At 70.8% G+C, this 22,425-nt stretch carries 16 protein-coding genes; 1 reads left to right on the top strand and 15 read right to left on the bottom strand.

Annotated elements, in window-relative coordinates; translation table 11 throughout:
- Nucleotides 1–246 precede the first annotated feature (246 nt).
- From mmsB to ppdK, 15 genes are all read right to left on the bottom strand, one after another.
- Nucleotides 247–1,542 (bottom strand): multiple monosaccharide ABC transporter permease, encoded by a 1,296-nt coding sequence (mmsB, locus tag D455_RS0128200; protein WP_017574003.1) that lies wholly within the window; start codon nt 1,540–1,542, stop codon nt 247–249.
- Entirely contained in the window at nt 1,539–3,119 is a 1,581-nt protein-coding gene (locus D455_RS0128195; RefSeq protein WP_017574002.1) for a sugar ABC transporter ATP-binding protein, read from the bottom strand. Before D455_RS0128195 ends, mmsB begins: the two co-directional genes overlap by 4 nt.
- The gene (gene chvE / locus D455_RS0128190) at nt 3,116–4,207 is read right to left on the bottom strand and encodes a multiple monosaccharide ABC transporter substrate-binding protein (protein ID WP_017574001.1); all 1,092 of its coding nucleotides are present in this window, start codon (nt 4,205–4,207) and stop codon (nt 3,116–3,118) included. Before chvE ends, D455_RS0128195 begins: the two co-directional genes overlap by 4 nt.
- A 31-nt stretch (nt 4,208–4,238) precedes the next feature.
- Nucleotides 4,239–5,762, bottom strand: coding sequence for an arabinosylfuranosidase ArfA (arfA, locus tag D455_RS0128185; RefSeq protein ID WP_017574000.1), 1,524 nt, complete (start codon nt 5,760–5,762; stop codon nt 4,239–4,241).
- Between the two features lie 116 nt (nt 5,763–5,878).
- Nucleotides 5,879–6,937: an arabinan endo-1,5-alpha-L-arabinosidase gene (locus D455_RS0128180; RefSeq protein WP_017573999.1), complete on the bottom strand. Its 1,059-nt coding sequence runs from the start codon at nt 6,935–6,937 to the stop codon at nt 5,879–5,881.
- A 30-nt stretch (nt 6,938–6,967) separates the two neighbouring features.
- A complete protein-coding gene (locus tag D455_RS0128175; protein ID WP_017573998.1) occupies nt 6,968–7,858 on the bottom strand; it encodes a carbohydrate ABC transporter permease in 891 nt (296 codons plus the stop codon).
- A gap of 3 nt (nt 7,859–7,861) precedes the next feature.
- Complete coding sequence (locus D455_RS0128170; protein ID WP_017573997.1) at nt 7,862–8,806, bottom strand: carbohydrate ABC transporter permease; 945 nt, start codon at nt 8,804–8,806, stop codon at nt 7,862–7,864.
- A gap of 12 nt (nt 8,807–8,818) precedes the next feature.
- Nucleotides 8,819–10,141: an extracellular solute-binding protein gene (locus D455_RS0128165; protein WP_017573996.1), complete on the bottom strand. Its 1,323-nt coding sequence runs from the start codon at nt 10,139–10,141 to the stop codon at nt 8,819–8,821.
- A gap of 97 nt (nt 10,142–10,238) precedes the next feature.
- On the bottom strand, nt 10,239–11,675 hold the full coding sequence (locus tag D455_RS0128160; RefSeq protein WP_017573995.1) for an L-fucose/L-arabinose isomerase family protein: 1,437 nt from the start codon (nt 11,673–11,675) through the stop codon (nt 10,239–10,241).
- Nucleotides 11,676–11,692: 17 nt separating this feature from the next.
- Nucleotides 11,693–12,385 carry an L-ribulose-5-phosphate 4-epimerase gene (locus tag D455_RS0128155; RefSeq protein WP_017573994.1) on the bottom strand — a complete coding sequence of 231 codons (693 nt, stop codon included), beginning with the start codon at nt 12,383–12,385 and terminating at the stop codon, nt 11,693–11,695.
- A complete protein-coding gene (gene araB, locus D455_RS0128150; protein ID WP_017573993.1) occupies nt 12,382–14,052 on the bottom strand; it encodes a ribulokinase in 1,671 nt (556 codons plus the stop codon). Before araB ends, D455_RS0128155 begins: the two co-directional genes overlap by 4 nt.
- A gap of 109 nt (nt 14,053–14,161) precedes the next feature.
- Nucleotides 14,162–15,166: a LacI family DNA-binding transcriptional regulator gene (locus tag D455_RS0128145; protein ID WP_026123060.1), complete on the bottom strand. Its 1,005-nt coding sequence runs from the start codon at nt 15,164–15,166 to the stop codon at nt 14,162–14,164.
- A gap of 147 nt (nt 15,167–15,313) precedes the next feature.
- Complete coding sequence (locus tag D455_RS0128140) at nt 15,314–16,564, bottom strand: deoxyguanosinetriphosphate triphosphohydrolase (RefSeq protein WP_017573991.1); 1,251 nt, start codon at nt 16,562–16,564, stop codon at nt 15,314–15,316.
- Nucleotides 16,565–16,614: 50 nt separating this feature from the next.
- The gene (locus D455_RS0128135; RefSeq protein WP_017573990.1) at nt 16,615–17,829 is read right to left on the bottom strand and encodes a YdcF family protein; all 1,215 of its coding nucleotides are present in this window, start codon (nt 17,827–17,829) and stop codon (nt 16,615–16,617) included.
- Between the two features lie 633 nt (nt 17,830–18,462).
- Entirely contained in the window at nt 18,463–21,159 is a 2,697-nt protein-coding gene (ppdK, locus tag D455_RS0128130; protein ID WP_017573989.1) for a pyruvate, phosphate dikinase, read from the bottom strand.
- Nucleotides 21,160–21,590: 431 nt separating this feature from the next.
- Between ppdK and trhA the strand changes: the two genes are divergently transcribed.
- Nucleotides 21,591–22,406, top strand: a complete 816-nt coding sequence (trhA, locus tag D455_RS0128125) for a PAQR family membrane homeostasis protein TrhA (RefSeq protein ID WP_017573988.1) — start codon at nt 21,591–21,593, stop codon at nt 22,404–22,406.
- Nucleotides 22,407–22,425 lie beyond the last annotated feature (19 nt).

Below are 22,425 nucleotides of genomic sequence, written 5' to 3'. Positions count from 1 at the left end.
TGCTCGACGAGCTGTCCGGGGACTCGGAGGTCGTGCGGTTGTTGACCTCCCCGGCCACCGCCATGCGCACCCGGCCTCACCTGAGCGTGCCCACACCCACCACGCAGCCCGAGCCCCACTCCCCCGCCACCGTTGCCGCTATCGCAGCAGAGCCCGACCACACGCACACCTCAGGCGTTGAACACCGCCCGGGGCCCTCATGCGCTGGCTCCCGGGCGGCGGCGGTCGTTCGGCGAAGACGCTCCCTCAGGGGACCGCCCGCGCCCGGTCCTCCTTGGCCTGGGAGCCTTCGGCTCCGTTCCGGCCCGACGGCGCCGACGAGGCCGACGAGCCGGACGAGGAGACCGGCCCGGCGCTGGCTCGGCGCTTGTTGTAGATGTCGAACGCCACGGCGAGGAGCAGCACGAGCCCCTTGATGAGCTGCTGCCAGTCCACACCCAGCCCGATGAGTGACATGCCGTTGTTGAGCACGCCCATGACCATGGCGCCGACGACGGCGCCGATGACGGTGCCCACGCCCCCGGAGGCGGAGGCGCCGCCGATGAAGGCCGCGGCGATCGCGTCGAGCTCGAACATGGTCCCAGCTCCGGTCGTGGCGGCGTTGAGCCGCGCGGTGAACACGATCCCGGCCAGCGCCGAGAGCACGCCCATGTTGACGAACACCCAGAACGTGGTGCGCTGGGTCCGGATCCCCGAGAGCGCCGCGGCCTGCTCGCTGCCGCCGACGGCGTACACGCGCCTGCCCATGGTCGTGGAGCGCATGACGAACGAGTACCCGGCGATGAGCGCGGCGAGCAGCAGGCCCACGATGGGCAACCCGTTGTAGTCGGCCACCACGTAGGTGAACGCCAGGACGGCCGCGGCCGTGACGACGGAGGTGGTGGCGGTGACCGCCGTGGGCGCCACCGGCAGCCCGTACCCGCGCGAGCGCGCCCGTGAGCTCCACTGGATCCACACGAGCGCGGCGGCCCCGACCACACCCAGCGCCAGGGTGGGCACGTGCGGGCCCTCACCGCCCTGGCCGGGCAGGAACCCGCTGGCGATGTCGCGCAGGGACTGGGGCAGCGAGGCGATGGACTCGCCGCCCAGGACTGCCAGGGTCGCGCCACGGAAGACGAGCATCCCGGCCAGGGTGACGATGAACGCCGGAACGCGCACGTAGGCGACCCAGAAACCCTGCCACGCGCCGATGAGCGCGCCGAGCAGCAGGGCGGCGGGCACGACCACGACCGTCGGCAGCCCCCACCAGTTGAGCATGATCGCCGACACCGCGCCGGTGAACGCCACCACCGAACCGACCGACAGGTCGATGTGGCCGGTGACGATCACCAGCATCATCCCGATCGCCAGGATCAGGATGTAGGAGTTCTGCATGATCAGGTTGGTGACGTTGAGCGGTGTGAGGAGCAGTCCTCCGGTGAGGATCTGGAAGAGCACGACGATGGCCACCAGGGCCAGGGCCATGCCGTACTGACGGGAGTTCCCGTGCATCAGCAAGCTGCGGAGCCGGGAGAGTCGGGAGGTCGCGTTGGGCTCTGTCACGGGTGTCCCCCGGTTCGCGTCATCAGTCTCATGAGGGTTTCCTGGTCGGCCCCCTCACCGGGGACCTCTCCGGTGATCCGCCCCTCGCACATCGTGTAGACCCGGTCGCACATGCCGAGGATCTCGGGGAGTTCGGAGGAGATCAGCAGCACGCAGGCGCCCTCCGCGGCGAGTTGGCGGATGATCAGGTAGATCTCGTACTTGGCTCCGACGTCGATGCCCCGGGTGGGCTCGTCGAGGATCAGGAGTTCGGGGCGGGTGAACATCCACTTGCCGAGCACGACCTTCTGCTGGTTCCCTCCGCTGAGGGTGCGCACGGTCTGGCTCGTGCCGTGGCTCCTCACCCGCATCCGCTCGCTCATCCGGGCGGCCTCCACGGTCTCCAGCCCCGGATCGACGACCCCGCGCGCGGACACGCGGTCCAGCGCGGCCATCGTGGTGTTGGTACGGATGTCCTCGTCCAGCAGCAGGCCGAGCGACTTGCGGTCCTCGGGCACGTAGGCGATCCCGCCGCGGATGGCCTGGGCGACGCTGCCGGTCGCGAGTTCGGTGCCGTCCTTGAGCAGGCTGCCGCGGACATAGCGCCCGTAGGAGCGGCCGAACAGGCTCATCGCGAACTCGGTGCGCCCCGCGCCCATGAGGCCCGCCATGCCCACGACCTCCCCGGCGCGCAGGGTGAGGTTGGCACCGTCCACCACGCGTCGTCCGTCCTGGGTCGGGTGGTCCACCGTCCAGTCACGGACCTCGAAGCGCACCCCGCCGATCTCCCCGGTCCGTTCGGGATGGCGCTGGTCCAGCTCGCGGCCGACCATCGCGCGGATGACGCGGTCCTCGTCCACGGAGGGGGTCCCGTCGGCGTCGCGCTCTACGGCGAGGGTCTCGATGGTGCGGCCGTCCCGCAGGACGGTGACCTCGTCGCAGACGCGCATCACCTCGCCGAGTTTGTGCGAGATGAGGATGCACGTGACGCCCTCGTCGCGCAGGTCCAGGAGCAGTTCGAGCAGCCGGGTGCTCTCCGCCTCGTTGAGCGCTGAGGTCGGCTCGTCCAGGATGAGCAGCCGCACCCGTTTGGCCAGGGCCTTGGCGATCTCCACGAGCTGGCAGGCGCCGACGCTCAGCGCCGAGACGTGCGTGGACGGGTTCTCGTCCAGCCCGACCCTGCGCAGGAGTTCACGGGTCCGGGCGTGGGTGGCGCCCCAGTTCATGACGCCGTAGCGGGCCTGCTCGTGGCCGAGGAAGATGTTCTCGCTGATCGACATCTGCGGGATGAGGGCGAGTTCCTGGTGGATGATGGCGATGCCCGCGCGTTCGCTGTCGGAGACGCCGGAGAAGGCGCAGGTGTCGCCGTCGAGAAGGATCTCGCCCTCGTAGGAGCCCGTCGGGTGGACGCCGCTGAGCACCTTCATCAGTGTGGACTTGCCCGCGCCGTTCTCTCCCATCAGGGCGTGGACGCGACCGTGTCCGACGCTCAGGGACACCCCGTCCAGGGCCCGCACCCCGGGGAAGTCCTTGCGGATGTCGCGCATCGACAGGAGCGGTCCGCCTCGGGGGGCGGACCGCCGGTCCTCCGGTCTCATTCGAGCTCGGACTCCTCGTAGTAGCCGCTGCCGACGAGGATCTCGTGGTAGTTGTCGACGTCCACCGAGACGGGTTCGAGGAGGTAGGAGGGGACGACCTTGGCCCCGTTGTCGTAGCTCTCGGTGTCGTTGACCGGGACCTCCTCGCCGTTGACCACGGCCTCGACCATGTCGACCGTCTGGTCCGCGAGGGCGCGGGTGTCCTTGAAGACGGTCTGGGTCTGTTCCCCGGCGATGATGGACTGGACCGAGGCGACCTCGGCGTCCTGACCGGTGATGACGGGGAAGGGCCGCTCCTCGGTGCCGTAGCCCACCGCGCGCAGGGACTCGATCACGCCGAGGCTGATGCCGTCGTAGGGCGACAGGACCGCGTGCAGTTCCTCGTCGGAGTAGTTGGCGCTGAGCAGGTTGTCCATCCGGTCCTGGGCGTTGGCACCGGACCAGCGCACGGTGGCGATCTGGTCCATGCTGGTCTGGCCGCTCCGGACCACGAGGGTGCCGTCGTCGATGTGGGGCTGGAGGACCGACATCGCCCCGTCGTAGAAGTAGTAGGAGTTGTTGTCGTCGGGCGCCCCGCCGAACAGCTCGATGTTGAACGGCCCCTCCTGGTTCTCCAGGTCGAGGGTGTCCACGATGTACTGGGCCTGGAGGACGCCCACCTGGAAGTTGTCGAAGGTGGCGTAGTAGTCGACGTGCTCGGTGCCGCGGATGAGGCGGTCGTAGGCGACCACGGGGATGTCGCTGGAGGCGGCCATGTCGAGCACGTCGCTGAGGGCCTCGCCGTCGATGGAGGCGATGACCAGGACGTCGGCGCCCCTGGTGATCATGTTCTCGATCTGGGCGACCTGGTCCTCCACGACGTCCTCGGCGTACTGGAGGTCGGTGCCGAAGCCGCGGGTCTCGAACTCGGCGACCATGTTCTCGCCGTCCCTGATCCAGCGCTCCGAGGACTGGGTGGGCATGGCGATGCCGACGACGCCCTCCTCGCCCTCGGGCCGGGCGGCGTCGCCGACGCCTCCGCACGCGGTGAGCAGGAGTGCCGCCGCCCCGAGCAGGGCCGGGACGGACAGTGTCCGGTGGTGTGGCATGGGGGTTTCTCCTTTGGGGAGTGAGGGGGGTTCAGCGACCGTTGGTCGCCAGGTCGACCACCGTCCAGGAGACGGGGGGCAGGGTCACCGTGAGCCTTCCGGAGTCGAGGTGGGCGGACTTGTTGTCCTGGGGGGTGACGCGGTCGGGGTCGTCCATGGTGTTGGCGGCGTACACGTCGTCGTCGGCGAGGGTGAGCGCGCGGGCCACACCGGTCGGGTCGAGAGAGCGCAGGTCGGCTTCGAGGGTGAGCGGCTGGTCGGTGGAGCGGTTGACGACGAACAGGGCGGCGCGTCCGGTGTCGGGGTCGTGGGTGACCGCGGAGTCGACGACGGGCACGGCGCCGTACCGGTCGGTCTCCTGGACGGGTGCGGAGACCTCGGCGCGCAGGACGTGGCCGGAGGCGGATCCGGCGGTGAGGGCGAAGGGGTGGAAGGTGGTCTGGCGCCAGGCGGGACCGCCCGGTTCGGTCATGATCGGCGCGATCACGTTGACGAGCTGGGCCTGGCTGGCCGCGGTGACCCGGTCGCCGTGCCGGAGCAGGCTGATGAGCATGTTGCCGACCACGACGGCGTCGGCCACGTTGTACCGGTCCTCGATGACGCGGGGGGCGACCCGCCAGTCGTCGGTCGGCTGCACGGCCGCCTCGGCCTGGTGGCGGCTCAGGTACCAGACGTTCCACTCGTCGAAGGAGAGCTGGATGCGCTTGGGGTCGCGGAGCCTGGCACCGACGGCGTCGGCCGTGGAGACCACCGAGTCGATGAAGTGGTCCATGTCCGTGGTCGATCCCAGGAAGCTGGCCAAGTCCCCGTCGTGCTCCTCGTAGTAGGCGTGCAGGGAGATGTGGTCCACAGCATCGTAGGTCTCCTCAAGCACGGTGGCCTCCCATTGGCCGAAGGTGGACATGGCCGATCCGGAGCTGCCGCACACGACCAGTTCCAGGTCGCGGTCGGCCATCTTCATGGCGCGGGCCACCTGGGCGGCCTTGCGCCCGTAGGAGCGGGCGTCGAGGTGGCCGATCTGCCAGGGGCCGTCCATCTCGTTGCCCAGGCACCACATGCGGATGTCGTGGGGGTCGGGGTGGCCGTGGGCCGCGCGCAGGTCCGACAGGTGGGTCCCGCTGGGGTGGTTGCAGTACTCCAGCAGGTCGAGGGCCTCCTGGAGGCCCCGGCTGCCGAGGTTGGCGGCCATCATCGGTTCGATGTCCAGGCTCCGGCACCAGGTCATGAACTCGTTGAGTCCGAACTGGTTGGTCTCGATGCTGTGCCAGGCCAGGTCGCGGCGGACCGGGCGCCGTTCCTTGGGGCCGATCCCGTCCTCCCACCGGTACCCGGAGACGAAGTTGCCGCCGGGGTAGCGCACGGTGGTGACGCCGAGTTCGCGGACCAGCGCGGCGACGTCGCGCCGCAGGCCGTCGGCGTCGGCGGTGGGGTGGTCGGGTTCGTGGATGCCGGTGTAGACGCAGCGTCCCATGTGTTCGACGAAGGAACCGAACGTGCGGCGGTGGACCGGGGCGACGGGGGTGTCCGCGTCGACGCGGAGGGTGGCGCTGAGCATGGGGACTCCTCGGTGTGTGTCGGTACGGGGTCGGGGCCCGTCTCCTGTACGGGGCCTGCTTCCTGTGCGGGTCCTCCGCTCCGGGGGGGCGGGGCGGAGGACCCGGGGAGCGCCGGTCAGCGGACGTGGGGCCAGCCGTCGGCGGTCCAGTGCAGTCGGCGTATCGCCAGCCGGAAGTCGAACTCGGGTCCCAGGTCGGTGTCGTAGTAGTGGTAGGCGAGCAGCCCGCCGGAGACGGACTGTCCGCCCGAGCCGGTGATGGTGCCCTCCTCGGCGAGGATCACGGTGCCGCCGCCCTCCAGCAGGGGGACGCCGTCGGCGTCCACGTACGGGCCGGTGACGTCGGTGGAGCGGCCGACGGCGATCTTGTAGTCGCTGCCGACGCGGCAGCACAGGTCGAAGGAGACGAACAGGTAGTAGTAGCCGTCGCGGTGGAGGATGTAGGGCGCCTCGACGGCGTTGGGCGGCTCGCGGCGGTCGGCCAGGTGCAGGACCTCGGCGCCCTCGGCCACCTGACCGCTGGGCCAGTCCAGCTCCACCATGCGGATGCCGCTCCAGAACGAGCCGAAGGTCATCCAGCGGCGGCCCTCGTCGTCGGCCACGATGCCGGGGTCGATGGCGTTGTAGGGGTCGCCCGGGAAGGACTCGAACACCGGCCCCCGGTCGACCCACGCGTAGTCGGGGTCGTCGGGGTCCAGGGTGGTGTTGGTGGCCAGGGCGATGAGCGAGCGGTTCGAGCCGAAGGTGGAGGCCGAGTAGTACAGGTAGTAGGTGCCGTCGGAGTGGTGGATCTCGGGTGCCCAGAGGTTCTCCACCCCCGGGATCGCCTCCGTGAGCCAGGCGGGCTTGGTGTCCCAGACGGTTCCGGTGTAGCTCCAGTGGCGTCCGTCGGGGGAGCTGCGGATCTGGATGTTGCCGTCCCCGAGCGCGCCGTCGCCGGTGCTGAGGACGTACCAGTCCTCGCCCTCCCCGCCCCGGTACAGGGCGGGGTCGTGGGCCCGCAGGCCGTGGGTGGCGGGTTGTCCGTCCTCGGGCTGGTGGCCGAACAGGGGCAGGCCGGGGTTGTTGGGCGGGACGTCCCAGTCCGCGCGGGACGCGTGTGCGGGTGAGGTCAGTGCGGCGGCCGTGACGGTCAGTGCCAGGACCGCCGCGGCCCGGGTGAGTGTGCGCGACATTCGGGGCTCCTTGGGGGTCGTGGGAGCGGGTCAGCCCTTGATCCCGGCACCCGCCACGCCCGTGACGATGTGCCGCTGGAAGAGCAGGAAGACGACGAGCAGGGGCACCGCGCCCAGCACGGCGGAGGCCATGACCTGGGCGTACTGGATGCCGTAACCGCCCATGACGGTGCCCAGTCCGACGGGGAGGGTCATCATCTCGGGGGCGGTGGTGACCAGGAACGGCCACAGGAAGTTGTTCCAGGCTCCGATGAAGGTGAAGATGCCGACGGCGGTGAGGATGGGCCGGGACAACGGCAGGACGACGCTCCACAGCACGCGCACGGGCCCGGCTCCGTCCATCCTGGCCGCGTCCTCGTAGTCGCGCGGGATGGCGTCGAAGAAGCGCTTGAGGATGAACACGAACACGGGAGCCACGACCTGGGGCAGTGCGATCCCCCAGTAGGTGTCGACGAGTCCGAGCTGGGTCATGAGGACGAACTGCGGCACGATCAGCGTCTGGGGCGGAATGAGGATGCCGCCGATGATGAGTGCGAACAGCCAGGGTCGGCCACGGAAGTCGAACCGGGAGAAGCCGTAGGCGGCCAACACGCACACGATCAGGGTCAGCACGGTGACGAGGGTGGTGCTGATCAGGGAGTTCGCGGTCCAACGGACGATGTCGCCACGCCCGAGCACGTTCAGGTACGCCTCGAAGGTCGGATTGGCCGTGAACCAGGTGGGTGGCATGGCGGTGGTCTCGCCCTCGGGCTTGATCGAGGTGGCGATGGCCCAGGCCAGCGGGACGAGCCAGAGGAGGGCGGCGAGGGCGGCGACCGTGTACAGGGCGATCACGCCGGGAGCGGGACGCCGCCGGGCTGTGGTCCGGACTTCCACGCGGGAGGCGCCGGACGTCGCCGGCGGTCTGGTCGCGGTGGTCATCGGTCAGTCCTCCTTCTGGGCGAAGAAACGGAACTGCGCGATGGAGACGACGACGACCAGCGCCATGAAGATGTAGGCCATGGACGAGGCCAGGCCGATACGCAGGCCCACGAACCCGGAGTCGTAGATGTACTGGATGATCGTGCGGGTGGCGAAGTTCGGTCCGCCTCCGGTCATGAGGTAGACCTGCTCGAACACGCGCAGCGAACCGATGAGTTGTAGGACGGTGATGAGCACGGTGGTGCGGCTCAGCATCGGGAGGGTGATCCGGCCGACGCGCTGCCAGGCTCCCGCCCCGTCGATCGACGCGGCCTCGTAGACGTCCTTGGGAATGGACTGCATGGCCGCGAGGTAGAGCAGGTAGTTGAAGCCCACCTGCCACCACGCGGTCGCGATGACCACCGAGAACATGGCCGTGTCCTCGCTGAACAGCCACTGCGACCCCTCAAGGCCGATCTGACCGAGGACACCGTTGAACAGGCCCAGGCTGGGGTTGTACATCCACTCCCAGATGAGGGCCATCACGGCGACGGGTAGGACGAACGGCGCGAAGAACGACAGGCGCAGGAACCATCCGAGCCTGCGGGCGTGGTCGGTGAGCAGGGCCAGGCCGAGCGCGAGCAGGACCATGATCGGCACGCTCAGCAGGGTGAACACCAAGGTGTTCCACAGGGAGTCGTACAGGGCGGGGTCGGTGAGGGACTCGTTCCAGTTGTCGAGTCCGACGAGCGAGACGGGACCGCCCGCGAGGCTTCGGTCGGTGAAGCTGTAGCCGAGTCCGACGATGGCGGGCCAGACCAGGAACAGCAGGTAGAAGGCGAGGAAGGGCAGGACGAACCACAGTCCGGTCCATGTGGTGGGTCTGCGGCGAACGTCCACGACGACGTGGCTGGCGTCGCCCGCGCCGCCCGTGACGGTTCTCGTGGAGTCAGTGGTGCTGTGAGTCATGATTCACCTCCTTCACACCGGTGAGGGCACGTCGATCAGGGTGCGGAAGGTCCGCTTGAGCTGTTCCAGCGCCTCGTCCGGGGTCTGGGTGCCCTGGTGGAGCCCGGTGAGCGGGCCGGTGGCCTCGTCCTGCAACCGCCCCGCCGATCCGCTGAACCACGCCTTGGGTTCGAACTGGACGTTCTCGGCGGCCTCGCGGTACTCCGCCTGCGGGTGCAGCGCGTCGTACTCGGGGCTCTCGACGACGGGCCGGTAGGCCGGGATGTGACCGGCGCCCTCGGCCCAGGTGAGACTGTGGCGCAGCATCCAGGCCGCGTACTCCAGGGCCGCCCGCGTCCGGGCCGGGGAACGGTCGCGCCGGTGCGGAAGCACGTAGCAGTGCGAGTCCCCGCGGGTTCGGTGGTTACCGAACAGGTTGGGGAACTGCGATGCGGAGAAGGGCGTGCCAGCGGCGTTCAACGTGGCCATCTCCCAGTTGCCGTGGATCATCAGCCCGGCCCGGCCGTTGGCCAGGTTGGCGGAGGTGTCGGCCCCCTGGGAGACACGGGGTGCCAGCCCCTCCTCGGAGAGCCGGTAGAGGACCTCCATGGCGGCCATCGCCTTGTCCTCGTCCCACTCGTAGTCGTCCTCGCCGAAGAGGAGTTCGCCGTCCTGTTGGCGGTACAGGGCCCAGAAGTTGGACCAGGGCCCCCACGTGTCCAGGGACAGGCCGTAGGCGCCGGTGACGGCCCGGATCTCACGGAGCGCGTCGAGGTAGGTGTCGAGGCCCTCGAGCGGGACGAGCCGGTCGTCGGCGTCCAGCAGACCGGCCTGGCGGCACACGTCCAGGTTGTGGAACTGGACGAGGACGTGGGTGTCGAGCGGGATCGCGTAGAGCTGGCCCTCGAAGAAGCACTGCTCCCAGACGTTGGGCAGGAACACGGACGAGTCGATGCCCGCCTCGGCCAGTTCCGCCGGGTCGATGGGATCCAGCAGCCGTCCCGGTGCCAGGCTCTCCAGACGGGAGACGTGCACGGTGGCGATGTCGGCGCCGCGCCCTCCGGCCGCTCCCATGGCGACCTTGGTGTAGAAGGGTTCGCCCCACTCGAAGGTGGTGGCGCTGAGGTCGGTCCCGGGGTGCTCGGCCCGGTAGGCCTCGTGCATCTCGATCATCCGCATGCCGTCGCCGCCCGCGAACAGGTTCCACTGGTGGATCGGTGTCCTCGCGCTGAGCAGGGTGTCGGGCGGGGCGCAACCCGCGGCGACCAGTCCGGCGGCGGCCAGGCCGAGGAAGGACCTGCGGTCAGGGCCGACGGGTCCGGACCGTGGTGGGGGGTGGGGTGTAGCGTCGCGCATGGTGTCTTCTCCTTGCGCTGAGGGGGGTCGGAGGGCCCGCCCGGAGCCCTCCGTGGGGGGTGGGTGGTGCGCCGGGGCGCATGGTGTCGGGAGTCGGTCAGACCCGGACGTACTCGATTCCGGTGAGCTCGCACAGGACCTTCCAGTCCTCGGCGCGCGTTCCGGTGTTCATGACCATGTGGTGGGTGCCGCCCGCGCGCAGCCAGGCGTCCATGCAGGCCCGCACGCCCGTCTCCGGGCGGAACTGGCCGTAGGGCATCTCCAGGGACGGCAGTTCGGGCGCGTCGATGACCTCGCCCTCGGCCACGACCAGCCGGAACTCCTCACCGCCGAGGGCGACCAGGGAGGCGAGGGTGGCCGGACCCGGCCGGTAGCGGAACACGAGGGTGGGCGGGTCGTCGAGGCCGCCGATGCCCAGCGGGCGCTTGATCAGCCGGACGGGCTCGTCCTCGCGCGCGACCCTCCAGTTCCCCTCGCCCATGTGGCTCATGAGGATGGAGTCGCTGGGGAAGTCCATCGCGTACATCTCGGTGAAGTGGCCGTCCCCCGCGAGCTGGTGGCCCGCGTAGACGACCGAGGCGGCCAGGACGTCGCCCTCGCCCGCGAACCCGTACCCCTTGGCCATCAGGGTGGAGGCGGCGGCCATCGGCAGCCGGGCGAAGCGGCCGTCCTCACCGATCGCGTCGAAGTGGGTGGAGTAGGCGCCGCACCCGGACTCCTCCAGCAGCCGCTCGATGCCCAGCTGCATGCGGGCGTGGTCCTCGCGTTCCTCCTTGGACAGCCGCCCGTCGACCTCGAAGACCCCGTCCTCCCAGTCCATGAGGCCCGTGACCGCGTCCTCGGGCAGGTCGGCCATGGTTCGGTGCAGGGCGCCCGGGGCGATGACGTGGACCTCGGGGCCGAGCCTGCGCAGCAGCGCGGTCTCGTCCACGCGGGCGTCGCCCATGCCGTTCATCGGGTAGCCGAACACGCCGACCCGGAGGTCGCGCAGCGCGGTGACCGCCCGGGAGGCGCGGGCCCAGCGGTCCACGCGGGCGGCGAACTCGGGGCTCTGCCACTCGCCGGTGATGACGTCGAAGGGCAGCCCGGCCCGCACCATGGCGTTCGCGGTGTCCTGGGCCCCGTGGATGCCCTGGTTGTAGGTCATGTCGTCCATGTCCCAGGACGGGCTGACCGCGGGGTCGGGCTGGATGTTGGCCAGTGCGAGGGGCAGACGCGTCTGGCTCAGCGCCCGGGTGACGCGCAGGGAGGGGCCGTAGGTGAGCATGACGACGAGGACCCCGTCGAGACCGGCGGCCTCGAAGTCGCGGATCGCCTTCTCCGCGTCGGCGCGACCGCGCACCGGCGGGCTGAGGGTCCACTCGGCGACACCGGAGAGCCGTTCGGTGATCCGGGCCGCGTACGCCGCCTGGTGCTCGGTGATGCCGGGGATCATGTCGTCGTAGAGGGGTTGCATGATGCCGAGCAGGCCGATGCGGGGTTGGCGTGTCCGGACGGGCGGGTGCTCGGTGGCGGGGGGTGTGGGTACGGGCACGATGCCTCCGTGGGTCGTTACTGGCCGTAGACGTTCTGGTAGCGGTCGTGGAGCGCGTCGATGTGCTCCTGGGGAAGACGCCTGATGGGGCCGCCCTGGCGGGCGATGTGGAGCGTGCGGGCGACGTCCTCGCACATCACCGCGGCCTTGACCGCGGCCTTGGGCCCGGCACCGACGGTGAACACGCCGTGGCCGCTCATGAGGACGGCGGGCGAGCGGTGGCCCTCCAGGGTGGCGACCACTCCCCTGCCGATGTCGTCGTCGCCGATGAGGGCGAACGGGCCGACGGGGATGTCGCCGCCGAACTCGTCGGCCATGGCGGTGATGGCGCAGGGGATGGCCTCGCCGCGTGCGGCCCAGGCGGTGGCGTAGGGGCTGTGCGTGTGCGCGACACCGCCGACGTCGGCGCGCGCGCGGTAGACGTAGGCGTGTGCGGCCGTGTCACTGGAGGGCTTGTGGCGTCCCTCGACGACCCGGCCGTGCAGGTCGCAGACGACCATGTCCGCCGGTGAGAGGTCGTCGTAGGAGACGCCGCTGGGCTTGATCACCATCAGGTCGGCGCCGGGGACGCGGGCCGAGACGTTGCCGCTCGTCCAGGTGACGAGGTTCCACCGGGGGAGCTCGGCGTGCAGCGCGCACACCAGGTCGCGCAGGCGTTCCACCTCCTCCCGGTGCTCCTCGGGGACCTCGGGGGGTGTGTCGGCGGTCATCGGTCTCCCCTCTCGGTGCCGCCCGCGGTCAGGGCGGAGTTGCGGATGGCGCGCAGGCGGTGCAGGCTCCCGCTGCCGCCCCGGCCGAAGTGGTCGTGGAGTTCGGTGTAGACGTCGAAGAGGTCGTCGTAGGCGGCGGCCCTGGCCGGATCGGGGTCGACGGTGGCGTCGCGGACCCGGCCCATGGCGGCGGAGGCCGTGTGGATGTCGGGGTGGGCGCCCGCGGCGACGGCGGCGTGGATGGCCGCCCCGACCGCGCAGCTGTGCTCGGACGCCACGAGCCGGATCGGCCGGTTGAGGACGTCGGCGTAGACCTGGAGGACGAAGGGGTTGCGGACCATGCCCCCGCCGACGGTGAAGTCCTCGACCGGCACCCCGGAGGCCGTGAAGGCGTCCACGATCGTGCGGGTGCCGAAGGCCGTCGCCTCCACCAGGGCGCGGTAGACCTCCTCGGGCCTGGTGGCCAGGGTCATACCGACGAGCACGCCGGACAGGCCGTGGTCGACCAAGACGGAGCGGTTGCCGCTGTGCCAGTCCAGGGCGACGAGGCCGTGCTCCCCCACCGCCGCGTCGGCGGCCTTCTCGGAGAGCAGCGCGTGCACGGACAGGCCGCGCTCGCGGGCCTCGTCGTGGTAGGCGGGGGGTACGTGGGTGTCGGCGAACCAGCCGAAGATGTCGCCGACGCCGCTCTGTCCCGCCTCGTAACCCCACGTGCCGGGGGTGATGCCGCCGTGGGCCAGGCCGCACATGCCGGGCACCTCGGCGAGCACGTCGGAGTTCATGACGTGGCAGGTGCTGGTGCCCATGATGGCGAGCATCCGGCCGGGCCCGGTGGTCCGGGCGGTGGCGGCGGTGACGTGGGCGTCGATGTTGCCGATCGCGACGGAGATCCCCTCGGGCAGCCCGGTCCAGGCCGCGGCCCGCGCGGTGAGGGTGCCCGCGCACTCGCCGAGCTGGGAGAGGGGGTGGGCGAGCTTGTCCTCGACGAAGGAGGCGAAGCCGGGGTCGAGGGCGGTCAGGAAGTCCGTGGTGGGCCAGGCGCCGTCCTGGTGGATGCCCTTGTACCCGGCGGTGGCGACGTTGCGGGTCTCGCGTCCGCACAGCTGCCAGACGATCCAGTCGGCGGCCTCGATCCAGCGGTCGGTGCGCTGGTACACGTCGGGGTCGTCGCGCAGGACCTGGAGGGCCTTGGCGAACTCCCACTCGGAGGAGATCTTCCCCCCGTAGCGGGCCAGCCACTTCTCGCCGCGTTCGGCCGCGACGGCGTTGATCTCGTCCGCCTCGGGCTGGGCGGAGTGGTGGCGCCACAGTTTGGGCCAGGCGTGCGGGCGCCCGGCCAGGTCGGGGAGTTCGCACAGGGGGGTGCCGTCGGCCGTCACCGGCAGGACCGTGCAGGCGGTGAAGTCCGTGCCGATGCCGATGACCTGGTCCGGTGCGACTCCGGAGGCGCGCAGCGCCTCGGGGACGGCGGTGCGCAGGACGTCCCGGTAGTCCTCGGGGTGCTGGAGCGCGGTCTCCGGTTCCAGCGGGTCGGCCGATCCGGGCAGGTGCGCCGTGATGACGCCGTGCTGGTAGGTGTGGGCCGCGGATCCCAGTTCGGCGCCGTCGGAGACCCGGACCACGACGGCGCGGCCGGAGAGGGTTCCGAAGTCGACGCCGATGACCACCGGGTCGGGTGGAAGTGAACTGTTAGCGCTAACATTCCGGTCCAAGGGGAAGACCTTCCACGAGGAGGGACGGACGGAGGTCGGGGGCAGGAGGTCAGAGGGGTCGGGGTCAGGGTGGCGGGGGTCCGCTGCTGCCTCGGACCCGCAGCCGCGCCGGGACGACCCGGCGCGCGATGCGGTCCGCGGACCCGTTCCGGTCGATCTCGCCGAGCAGCAGGGCCAGGCTCTCCCGGCCCACCTGGGCGAAATCCTGGTAGACGGTGGTCAGGGACGGAGTCAGGTACTCCGCCTCGGGAACGTCGTCGAAACCGACCACGCTGACGTCCCCGGGCACGTTCAGGCCCGCCTCGTGCAGGGCGCGTAGTACGCCGATGGCCATCTGGTCGTTGCCCACGAAGATCGCCGTGACGCGCTCCCCCGCGGCCCGTCTCTCCACCAGGGAGAAGGCGAGCTCGTATCCGGAACGGGGGCTCCAGTCGCCCTGGAGCGGTTCGGGGACCGGCGCTCCGGCCTCCTCCAGCGCCCGGCGCCACCCGACCACGCGGGCCTCGGACTCCAGCCAGAGGGGATCGCCCTCGATGTGGTGGACGGTCGTGTGGCCGAGTCCGAGCAGGTGGTGGACGGCGTCGCGGGCGCCCTGGACCTGGTCGACGCACACGACGGGCAGGCCCGATCCCTCGCCGCCCTCGACCGTGACCAGGGGGCGCGGTCCGGACAGCGCGGCCAGGGCCTCGACCAGGCTGCGCTGGGGGGCGATCGCCACACATCCCTCGACCGACTGCTGGATCAGGTAGTCGGCCGCGGTGGCGACCCCGTCCGGGGACACGTCGTCGAGGCTGACCATGCTCAGGAAGTAACCCGCCTCACGGGCCGCGCGCTCGATTCCCGCGAGGGTCTGCGCGGGGCCGAAGAGCGTGGTGTCGAAGGCGATGACGCCGAGCGTGTTGGTCCGCCGGGTGACCAGGGCGCGCGCGGTGGAGTTGCGGTGGTAGCCGAGTTCGTCGATCGCGCGCCGCACCCGGAGCACCGTCTCCTCGCGGACGTTGGGATGGCCGTTGACCACCCGGGACACCGTCTGGTGGGAGACACCGGCCAGGCGGGCCACGTCCGCCATGACGGGGGTACGGCTCTCCGCCGGGTTCACCTGGACGACACCTCCGAACAACACATGGGAAACCTCTGTGACGTGGCCAACATTGTTAGCGCTAACATCAAGGATGTCAACCCCCGTGCCCAGGAAGGGGAGGGAGGAGGTGCGCGTTCAGCCCAGCAGGCGCGCGTGCAGGGAGGTGGCCGAGGTGTCGGTGAGTGAGGCGACCTGGTCGATGACCACGCGCAGCGCGGCGGCGTCGTCGGCGGCCTCGGCGAAGGGGGCCCGGAACTGCGGGTCCAGGCCCTCGGGGGCGCTCTTCCACAGGGCGTCCACCAGCTCGGCGATCAGGCGCCGCTCCTCGGCCTGGTAGACCAGGGCCTCCTCCCGGGAGATCACGAAGTGGGCGGCGACCGCCTTGAGCAGGGCGCACTCCAGCAGGGGGCGACGGGGCACGATGAGGTCCGCGCCGTAGCGGGTGAGGCGGTCGGAGCCGTACGCGGCGCGGGTGGCGTCCTCGGCGGCACGGCAGAAGCGACCGATGAGTTCACTGGTGAGGTTCTTGAGGGCGGCGAGGGAGGCGAGGTCCCCGGTGAACTCGCGCGGCCAGACGGGATCGGCGGTCAGTTCGGTGAACACCTCGTCGAGTTCGGCGGTGTCGGCGTCGCAGTAGTCGGCGGCGGCGATCCGGAGGATCTCGGCGCGTTCCTCGGTGCCGCGCAGGGCGGCCGGGTCCACCAGGCCAGCGTGCAGGGCGTCCTCGACGTCGTGGACGGAGTAGGCCACGTCGTCGGCCCAGTCCATGACCTGAGCCTCGAAGCAGGTGCGGCCCCGGGGCGCGTCCCGGCGCAGCCAGGCGAACACCTCGGTGTCGTCGGGGTAGCAGTTGAACTTGTGGGTGTCGCCGCCCTCGCCCCGGAGCCAGGGGTACTTGACGGTGGCGTCGAGGGTGGCGCGGGTGAGGTTGAGCCCCGCGCTGCGCCCGTCGGGATCGATGACCTTGCCCTCCAGGCGGACGAGGAGGCGCAGGCTCTGGGCGTTGCCCTCGAAGCCGCCGCAGTCGGCGGCGGCCTCGTCCAGGGCGCGTTCGCCGTTGTGGCCGAAGGGCGGATGCCCCAGGTCGTGGGAGAGGCAGGCGGCCTCCACCAGGTCGGGGTCGCAGCCCAGGGCCTGGCCGAGTTCGCGGCCGATCTGGGCGCACTCCAGGGAGTGGGTGAGGCGGGTGCGCGGAAAGTCGCTCACGCCGGGCTGGACCACCTGGGTCTTGGCGGCCAGGCGGCGCAGGGCGGAGCTGTGCAGGACACGGGCGCGGTCGCGCTCGAAGGGGTCGCGGGCCCGGTTCTTACGGCTCTCACGCGCCCAGCGCTCGGTGTCCTGCGGCGTGTAGCCGAGTGCTCCGCCCTCGCGGGGATTGTTCGTCATGACTTGCGAGCCTACTCCGAGGCTACGACCCGACCCACTGTCCGTGCTGGTCAGGCGGCCTCGACCTGGAGTCCGCTGCTGTCGCGGAAGATCCAGTAGTACCAGAGCGCCGCGGTCTCCCGGGAGATGTACCACAGCTGGGTGCTGCGCTCGATGACGGCGGGTCCCGTGCGCGTGGGCGAGGTCATCGCCTCGATGCCGTGGTAGGCGATCATCTGCTCGGACCGCAGGCTGTGCCAGGGGTCGGAGACGATGGTGGCGCTGTCCCAGGAGTGGGCCTCGAAGATCTCCGCGACGGCGTCGATGCTCTGGAGCGTGTCCCGCCCCTCCTGCACGGCGATGACCTGGCTGCCGGGGATGCCCACCTCCATCAGCCAGTTCCTTCCGGAGGCCGCCTCGGTGAAGTTGTCGCCGGGCATCTTGCCGCCGACGGTGACGATGAAGGGGGCGACGCCCTCCAGGTAGAGGACCTGGGCGTGCCGCAGCCGGGCCTCGAAGACGGGTGAGGGGTCGCCGTTGTACTGGCTGGCGCCGAGCACGACGATGGCGTCGGTGGGGGCGCGCTCGTCCTGGCGGGCGACGTACCAGACCCAGACCCAGGTGGCGCACGGGGTGGCCAGGGCGGCGACCAGCATGAGGGCGACCAGCCAGCGCAGGCGGAAGCGGCGGCGTCCGCGACGCCGCGGACGCGGGGACGGGGGCGGGGGCGGTTCGGGGCGGTGGTCACGGAGGGGGTCCGGTTCCGGGACGGGCGGAACCTCCTCCTCGGAAGGTCCCGGTGCCGGGGGCGGCGTCGGGGGGCGCGCCGAGGAGCCGGGCGCGCGGGTGCGGGGCAGCGGGCGCTCACGGACGAAGCGCCGGGTGAAGGCGGTCCCGCCGGATCCCTCGGGGGCGTCGGCGGCGGGAGTTCCGAAGGCCTGGGTGGTGTCGGCGTCCGGGGGAGCGCCGACATCCGGAAGGCCGTCGGTGTTCGGGATGTCGTCGGGGTTCGGGGGGTCACCGACGTGGGGAAGGCCCCGGGCCACGGTCTGGTCCGCGGGAGCGGCACGGGCGCCGGGCGGGGTCTCGTCGCGCCGGAACTCCCGGGTGCTCTCGTCGTCGGCGGAGAGGGCGCGGGTGTCGTCGGCGCCGTCGGCATCGTCGACGCCGTCGGCTGGGACGAAGGCGTCACGGGAGAAGACCCGCGTGGCCTCGTCGTCGGGCGAGCGGGCGGTGGTCGGGTCCTCCCAGGGCTCCTCGCCGCGACCGTCGTTCACCGTTCGCACCGGTTCACCTCCGCGCATTTCTCTGGTCAGGGGGTGCGTACCCCCACTGGGACGGCCCCCGCCAACCGCTGGTTCTCAACGGTCCCGGCCCCGCGGAGGAGCCGTGGCGGAGGGTGGTGTCGACACACCCCTGTGCTTTTCCATGTGTGAGGAGGAAGGCGGGGGAACGGTGACCCGGCTGGCGGCCAGAATACATCACGAACAGGTCACAGCGAATTCTCGCGTGTGTGACCGCCGACCGGGATGAGTCTAGGGCGTTGGGAGGGTGCTCTTTCCCTGCCAGCAAGGTGTTCCGCGGTACCCCGGGAGGAGCGAGGAGCTTCGCGCGTGGCCCCGCCCGCCCCCTCCCGGGACCGTCCCGATACCGCGCGGTCACGGCTTCCCCGTGGCTGTCCACAGGCGCACACGGACCCTTGTGGGTGGGTGGCGGGGCGGAGGAGACTGGAAAGCGGGGGACCACCCTCCCCGACGGCGGCGCGTGGCGCCCCCGAAATCCAGCCCGGACCGGGCTCCTCCCGCCCCACCAGCCCTTCTTCGGACCTGCGCACGAGGTGCGGGTGCGGTGGCCGGGCCACCGCACCCTCCGCCCGCGACCGGTTTCCGTCGGGTCGCGGGACGTCGGACTCGGTTCGGTCAGGTCGCGGAGCGCCCGGCCGCCCGGCCCGCCTCCAGGCGGGCGACGGGTACCCGGAACGGGGAGCAGGACACGTAGTCCAGCCCCGCCTCGTGGAAGAAGTGCACCGAGGCGGGGTCACCGCCGTGCTCACCGCACACGCCGAGTTTGATCCCCGGCCGGGCGGCGCGCCCCTCCTCAGCGGCGATGCGGACGAGACGGCCCACGCCGTCCACGTCCAGGGACTCGAACGGCGAGACCCCGAACACGCCCTTCTCCAGGTAGGCGGAGAAGAAGGAGGCCTCCACGTCGTCGCGGGAGAAGCCCCACACCGTCTGGGTGAGGTCGTTGGTACCGAAGGAGAAGAACTCGGCGTTCTCGGCGATCTGCCCGGCGGTCAGCGCGGCGCGGGGCAGCTCGATCATCGTGCCGACCGGGAAGTCGAGTTCGACGCCGTGCTCCTGGCCCACCTCGCGCAGTACGCGCAGCGCGTCCTCGCGGATGATCTCCAGTTCCTGCACGGTACCGACCAGCGGAATCATGATCTCGGGACGGGGACGGCCGCCCCGGGCGATCCGGTCCACGGCGGCCAAGGCGATGGCGCGCACCTGCATGGTGAACAGTCCCGGCACGACCAGGCCCAGACGCACGCCGCGCAGGCCCAGCATGGGGTTCTGCTCGTGCAGCTTGTGCACCGCCTGGAGCACCCTCAGGTCGTTCTCGTGGCTCTCGCCGCGCGCCTCGGCCACGGCCACGCGTACCGACAGTTCGGTGATGTCGGGCAGGAACTCGTGCAGCGGCGGATCCAGCAGCCGCACGGTCACCGGCAGTCCGTCCATGGCCTCCAGGATGCCGCCGAAGTCCTCACGCTGGAGCGGCAGCAGCGCGTCGAGGGCCTGCGTCTGCTCGTCCTCGGTGTCGGCGAGGATGAGCCGCTCCACGAGCTGTCTGCGGTCCCCCAGGAACATGTGCTCGGTCCGGCACAGGCCGATCCCCTGCGCGCCCATGCGCCGGGCCCGGGCGGCGTCCTCGGCGGTGTCGGCGTTGGCGCGCACGCGCATGCGGCGGGCGGCGTCGACGTAGTGCATGAGCCGGTCCACCGAGCGCACGAGGTCGTCGGCCTCGTCGGAGGCCGGATCGACCTGGCCCTCGAAGTAGCGCACGACGGGCGAGTCCACCACGGGCACCTCACCCAGGAAGACCTCGCCGCTGGCACCGTCGATGGAGATGACGTCGCCCTCCTCGACCACCTCTCCCCCGGGCGCGGTCATACGCCGGTTCTTGGTGTCGATGTCGAGCTCCTCGGCGCCGCACACGCACGTCTTGCCCATGCCCCGGGCCACCACGGCGGCGTGCGAGGTCTTCCCACCGCGGCTGGTGAGGATGCCCTCGGCGGCGATCATGCCCTCCAGGTCGTCGGGGTTGGTCTCGCGGCGGCACAGGATGACCCTCTCCCCGCTGCGCGACCACTTGACGGCCGTGTAGGAGTCGAAGACGGCCTTGCCGACGGCGGCGCCGGGCGAGGCGTTCATGCCGCGTCCGACGCGGTGGGCGTCGGAGCCGGAGACGGCCTCCTCGTCGAAGCGCGGGAACATCAACTGGGCGAGCTGGTCACCGGTGACGCGCTGGACCGCCTCGTCCAGGGTGATCATGCCCTGGTCGACGAGCTGGTCGGCGATACGGAACGCGGCGGCGGCCGTGCGCTTGCCGACACGGGTCTGGAGCATCCACAGCTTGCCGCGCTCGATGGTGAACTCGATGTCGCACAGGTCGCGGTAGTGGTTCTCCAGGGTGTCCATGACGCCCATCAGCTCCCCGTAACTGGAGGCGTCGATCCCCTCCAGGTCGGCGAGGGGGACCGTGTTGCGGATCCCGGCCACCACGTCCTCGCCCTGGGCGTTCTGGAGGTAGTCGCCGTAGACGCCGGGTTGCCCGGAGGCGGGGTCGCGGGTGAAGGCGACGCCGGTGCCCGAGTCCATGCCGAGGTTGCCGAAGACCATGGAGCACACGTTGACGGCGGTGCCCAGGTCGGCGGGGATGCGCTCCTGACGGCGGTAGAGGACGGCGCGGGGCGCGTTCCAGGAGTCGAAGACCGCCTTGACGGCGAGGACCATCTGCTCGCGGGGATCGCTGGGGAAGGGGCTGCCGGTCCGCTCGTGCACGATGGCCTTGAAGCGGTCGACGAGCTGGCGCAGGTCGGCGGCGTCCAGGTCCAGGTCGCTGGTGACGCCCCTGGCGTCCTTGACCTCCTCGATGGCGTCCTCGAAGAGCTCGCCGTCGATGCCCTGCACGGTCTTGCCGAACATCTGGATGAGGCGCCGGTAGGAGTCCCAGGCGAAGCGCTCGTCACCGCCCTGGGCGGCCAGGCCGACGACCGACTCGTCGTTGAGGCCGATGTTGAGGACGGTCTCCATCATGCCGGGCATGGAGAATCTGGCACCCGAGCGCACGCTCACCAGGAGGGGATCGTCGGGTTGGCCGAGGCGGCGCCCCATGGCCTTCTCCAACTCCTTGAGGTTCGCCTCGATCTCGGCGTCGAGTCCGGACGGAACGCTGCCGTGGGAGAGGTAGTGGCGGCACGCCTCGGTGGTGATCGTGAACCCGGGGGGAACCGGCAGCCCGAGATTGGTCATCTCGGCGAGGTTGGCCCCCTTACCGCCGAGGAGATCCTTCAGGTCCTTGTTGCCCTCGGTGAACTTGTAGACGTACTTGGTCACGGGGGTACTCCCTCGTTTCTCGACGACGCAGCGCTGGATCGGCGCCTGTGCCCGGATGGGCGCGACTCTATCCGCACTGTGCGCACTCACCTGTTCATGAACTCCCATTTCGATGCATATTCCCAGCTCAGAGCCCTTAGAAAGGTCTACACCAATGGTTCAGCCAGGGCATGGCGGAATCCACGTGCGAGGAGGCCCACCGCCCACCCCCGTGACAACGACACCGCTGGTCACGGAGGTGTGCACGTGACAGAACACACCCCGACTCCCACGAACACCGCCACACGGAGGCACACGACCAATCCCCGCCACGCCCACACCCCACCCGCCCCGAAAGGGTCGCTGTGCCGTGAAACACAGGCTTACCCATCGGTAACCTACGGGTCCGTAGGTTAGGCTTCGGGAGGGCCCGCAGCGGTGCGGACCGCGGGATGGAGGAGTGCAGCGTGTCGGAGGAAGAGGCGCGGACCACCGGAGACGCGAAGGCCGGCGGCTCGGCCGACCCGACGCCCCGGAGGAGCGAGGGAAGCACGCGGGACCCGGACGCCGGAATCCCCGCGGACGCGTCCGTGCCGGAGAAGGCCGCGGCCGCGGCCGGTGACCTGCTGGAGGCGGTCAAGCCCAAACTACGCGGCTGGCTGCACCTGGGGACGGCCCCGCTCGCCCTGGCCGCGGGCATCGTCCTGGTGGCCCTGTCCCCCACCGTGCCCGCGATGATCGCCAGCGCCGTGTACGCGCTCAGCGCGGTGCTGCTGTTCAGCACCTCGGCGATCTACCACGTGGGGCGCTGGTCGAAGCGCGCGGAGAAGGTCCTGCGACGCATGGACCACTCGAACATCTACCTCATCATCGCGGGCACCTACACTCCGTTCGTGCTGCTGGTGCTCGAAGGAACGCTGCGCGCAGCCATGCTGGCACTGATCTGGGGCGGGGCGATCGCCGGAGTGGGCTTCAAGCTGCTGTGGCTCAACGCTCCGCGCTGGCTGTCCACGGCGCTGTACCTGGCCATCGGCTGGGTGGCGGTGCTGTTCATCCCCCAACTGGTCGGCGGCACCCATCCGGCGACGTGGATCCTCGTCCTGGTGGGCGGGGTGCTCTACAGCGTCGGCGCGGTGGTCTACGGGCTCAAGTGGCCCAACCCGGCGCCGCGCTGGTTCGGCTTCCACGAGATCTTCCACTCGCTGACCATCGCGGCGTTCGTGTGCCACTACGTAGCGGTGTCGTTCGTGGTCTACACCTCGGCCTGAGGGCCAGCGGCGGGGCGGG

Source organism: Nocardiopsis halotolerans DSM 44410, from assembly GCF_000341065.1.
GTDB lineage: Bacteria > Actinomycetota > Actinomycetes > Streptosporangiales > Streptosporangiaceae > Nocardiopsis > Nocardiopsis halotolerans.
This window is presented reverse-complemented; position numbering and strand designations above follow the sequence as displayed.

Excerpts from the sequence above, each read along its gene's own strand:
- D455_RS0128165 (WP_017573996.1), bottom strand. The coding sequence starts at position 10,141 with ATGCGCGACGCTACACCCCACCCCCCACCACGGTCCGGACCCGTCGGC.
- D455_RS0128170 (WP_017573997.1), bottom strand. The coding sequence starts at position 8,806 with ATGACTCACAGCACCACTGACTCCACGAGAACCGTCACGGGCGGCGCG.
- D455_RS0128175 (WP_017573998.1), bottom strand. The coding sequence starts at position 7,858 with ATGACCACCGCGACCAGACCGCCGGCGACGTCCGGCGCCTCCCGCGTG.
- D455_RS0128140 (WP_017573991.1), bottom strand. The coding sequence starts at position 16,564 with ATGACGAACAATCCCCGCGAGGGCGGAGCACTCGGCTACACGCCGCAG.
- trhA (WP_017573988.1), top strand. The coding sequence starts at position 21,591 with ATGGAGGAGTGCAGCGTGTCGGAGGAAGAGGCGCGGACCACCGGAGAC.
- chvE (WP_017574001.1), bottom strand. The coding sequence starts at position 4,207 with ATGCCACACCACCGGACACTGTCCGTCCCGGCCCTGCTCGGGGCGGCG.
- D455_RS0128155 (WP_017573994.1), bottom strand. The coding sequence starts at position 12,385 with ATGACCGCCGACACACCCCCCGAGGTCCCCGAGGAGCACCGGGAGGAG.
- D455_RS0128195 (WP_017574002.1), bottom strand. The coding sequence starts at position 3,119 with ATGAGACCGGAGGACCGGCGGTCCGCCCCCCGAGGCGGACCGCTCCTG.
- D455_RS0128180 (WP_017573999.1), bottom strand. The coding sequence starts at position 6,937 with ATGTCGCGCACACTCACCCGGGCCGCGGCGGTCCTGGCACTGACCGTC.
- D455_RS0128145 (WP_026123060.1), bottom strand. The coding sequence starts at position 15,166 with ATGGCGGACGTGGCCCGCCTGGCCGGTGTCTCCCACCAGACGGTGTCC.
- arfA (WP_017574000.1), bottom strand. The coding sequence starts at position 5,762 with ATGCTCAGCGCCACCCTCCGCGTCGACGCGGACACCCCCGTCGCCCCG.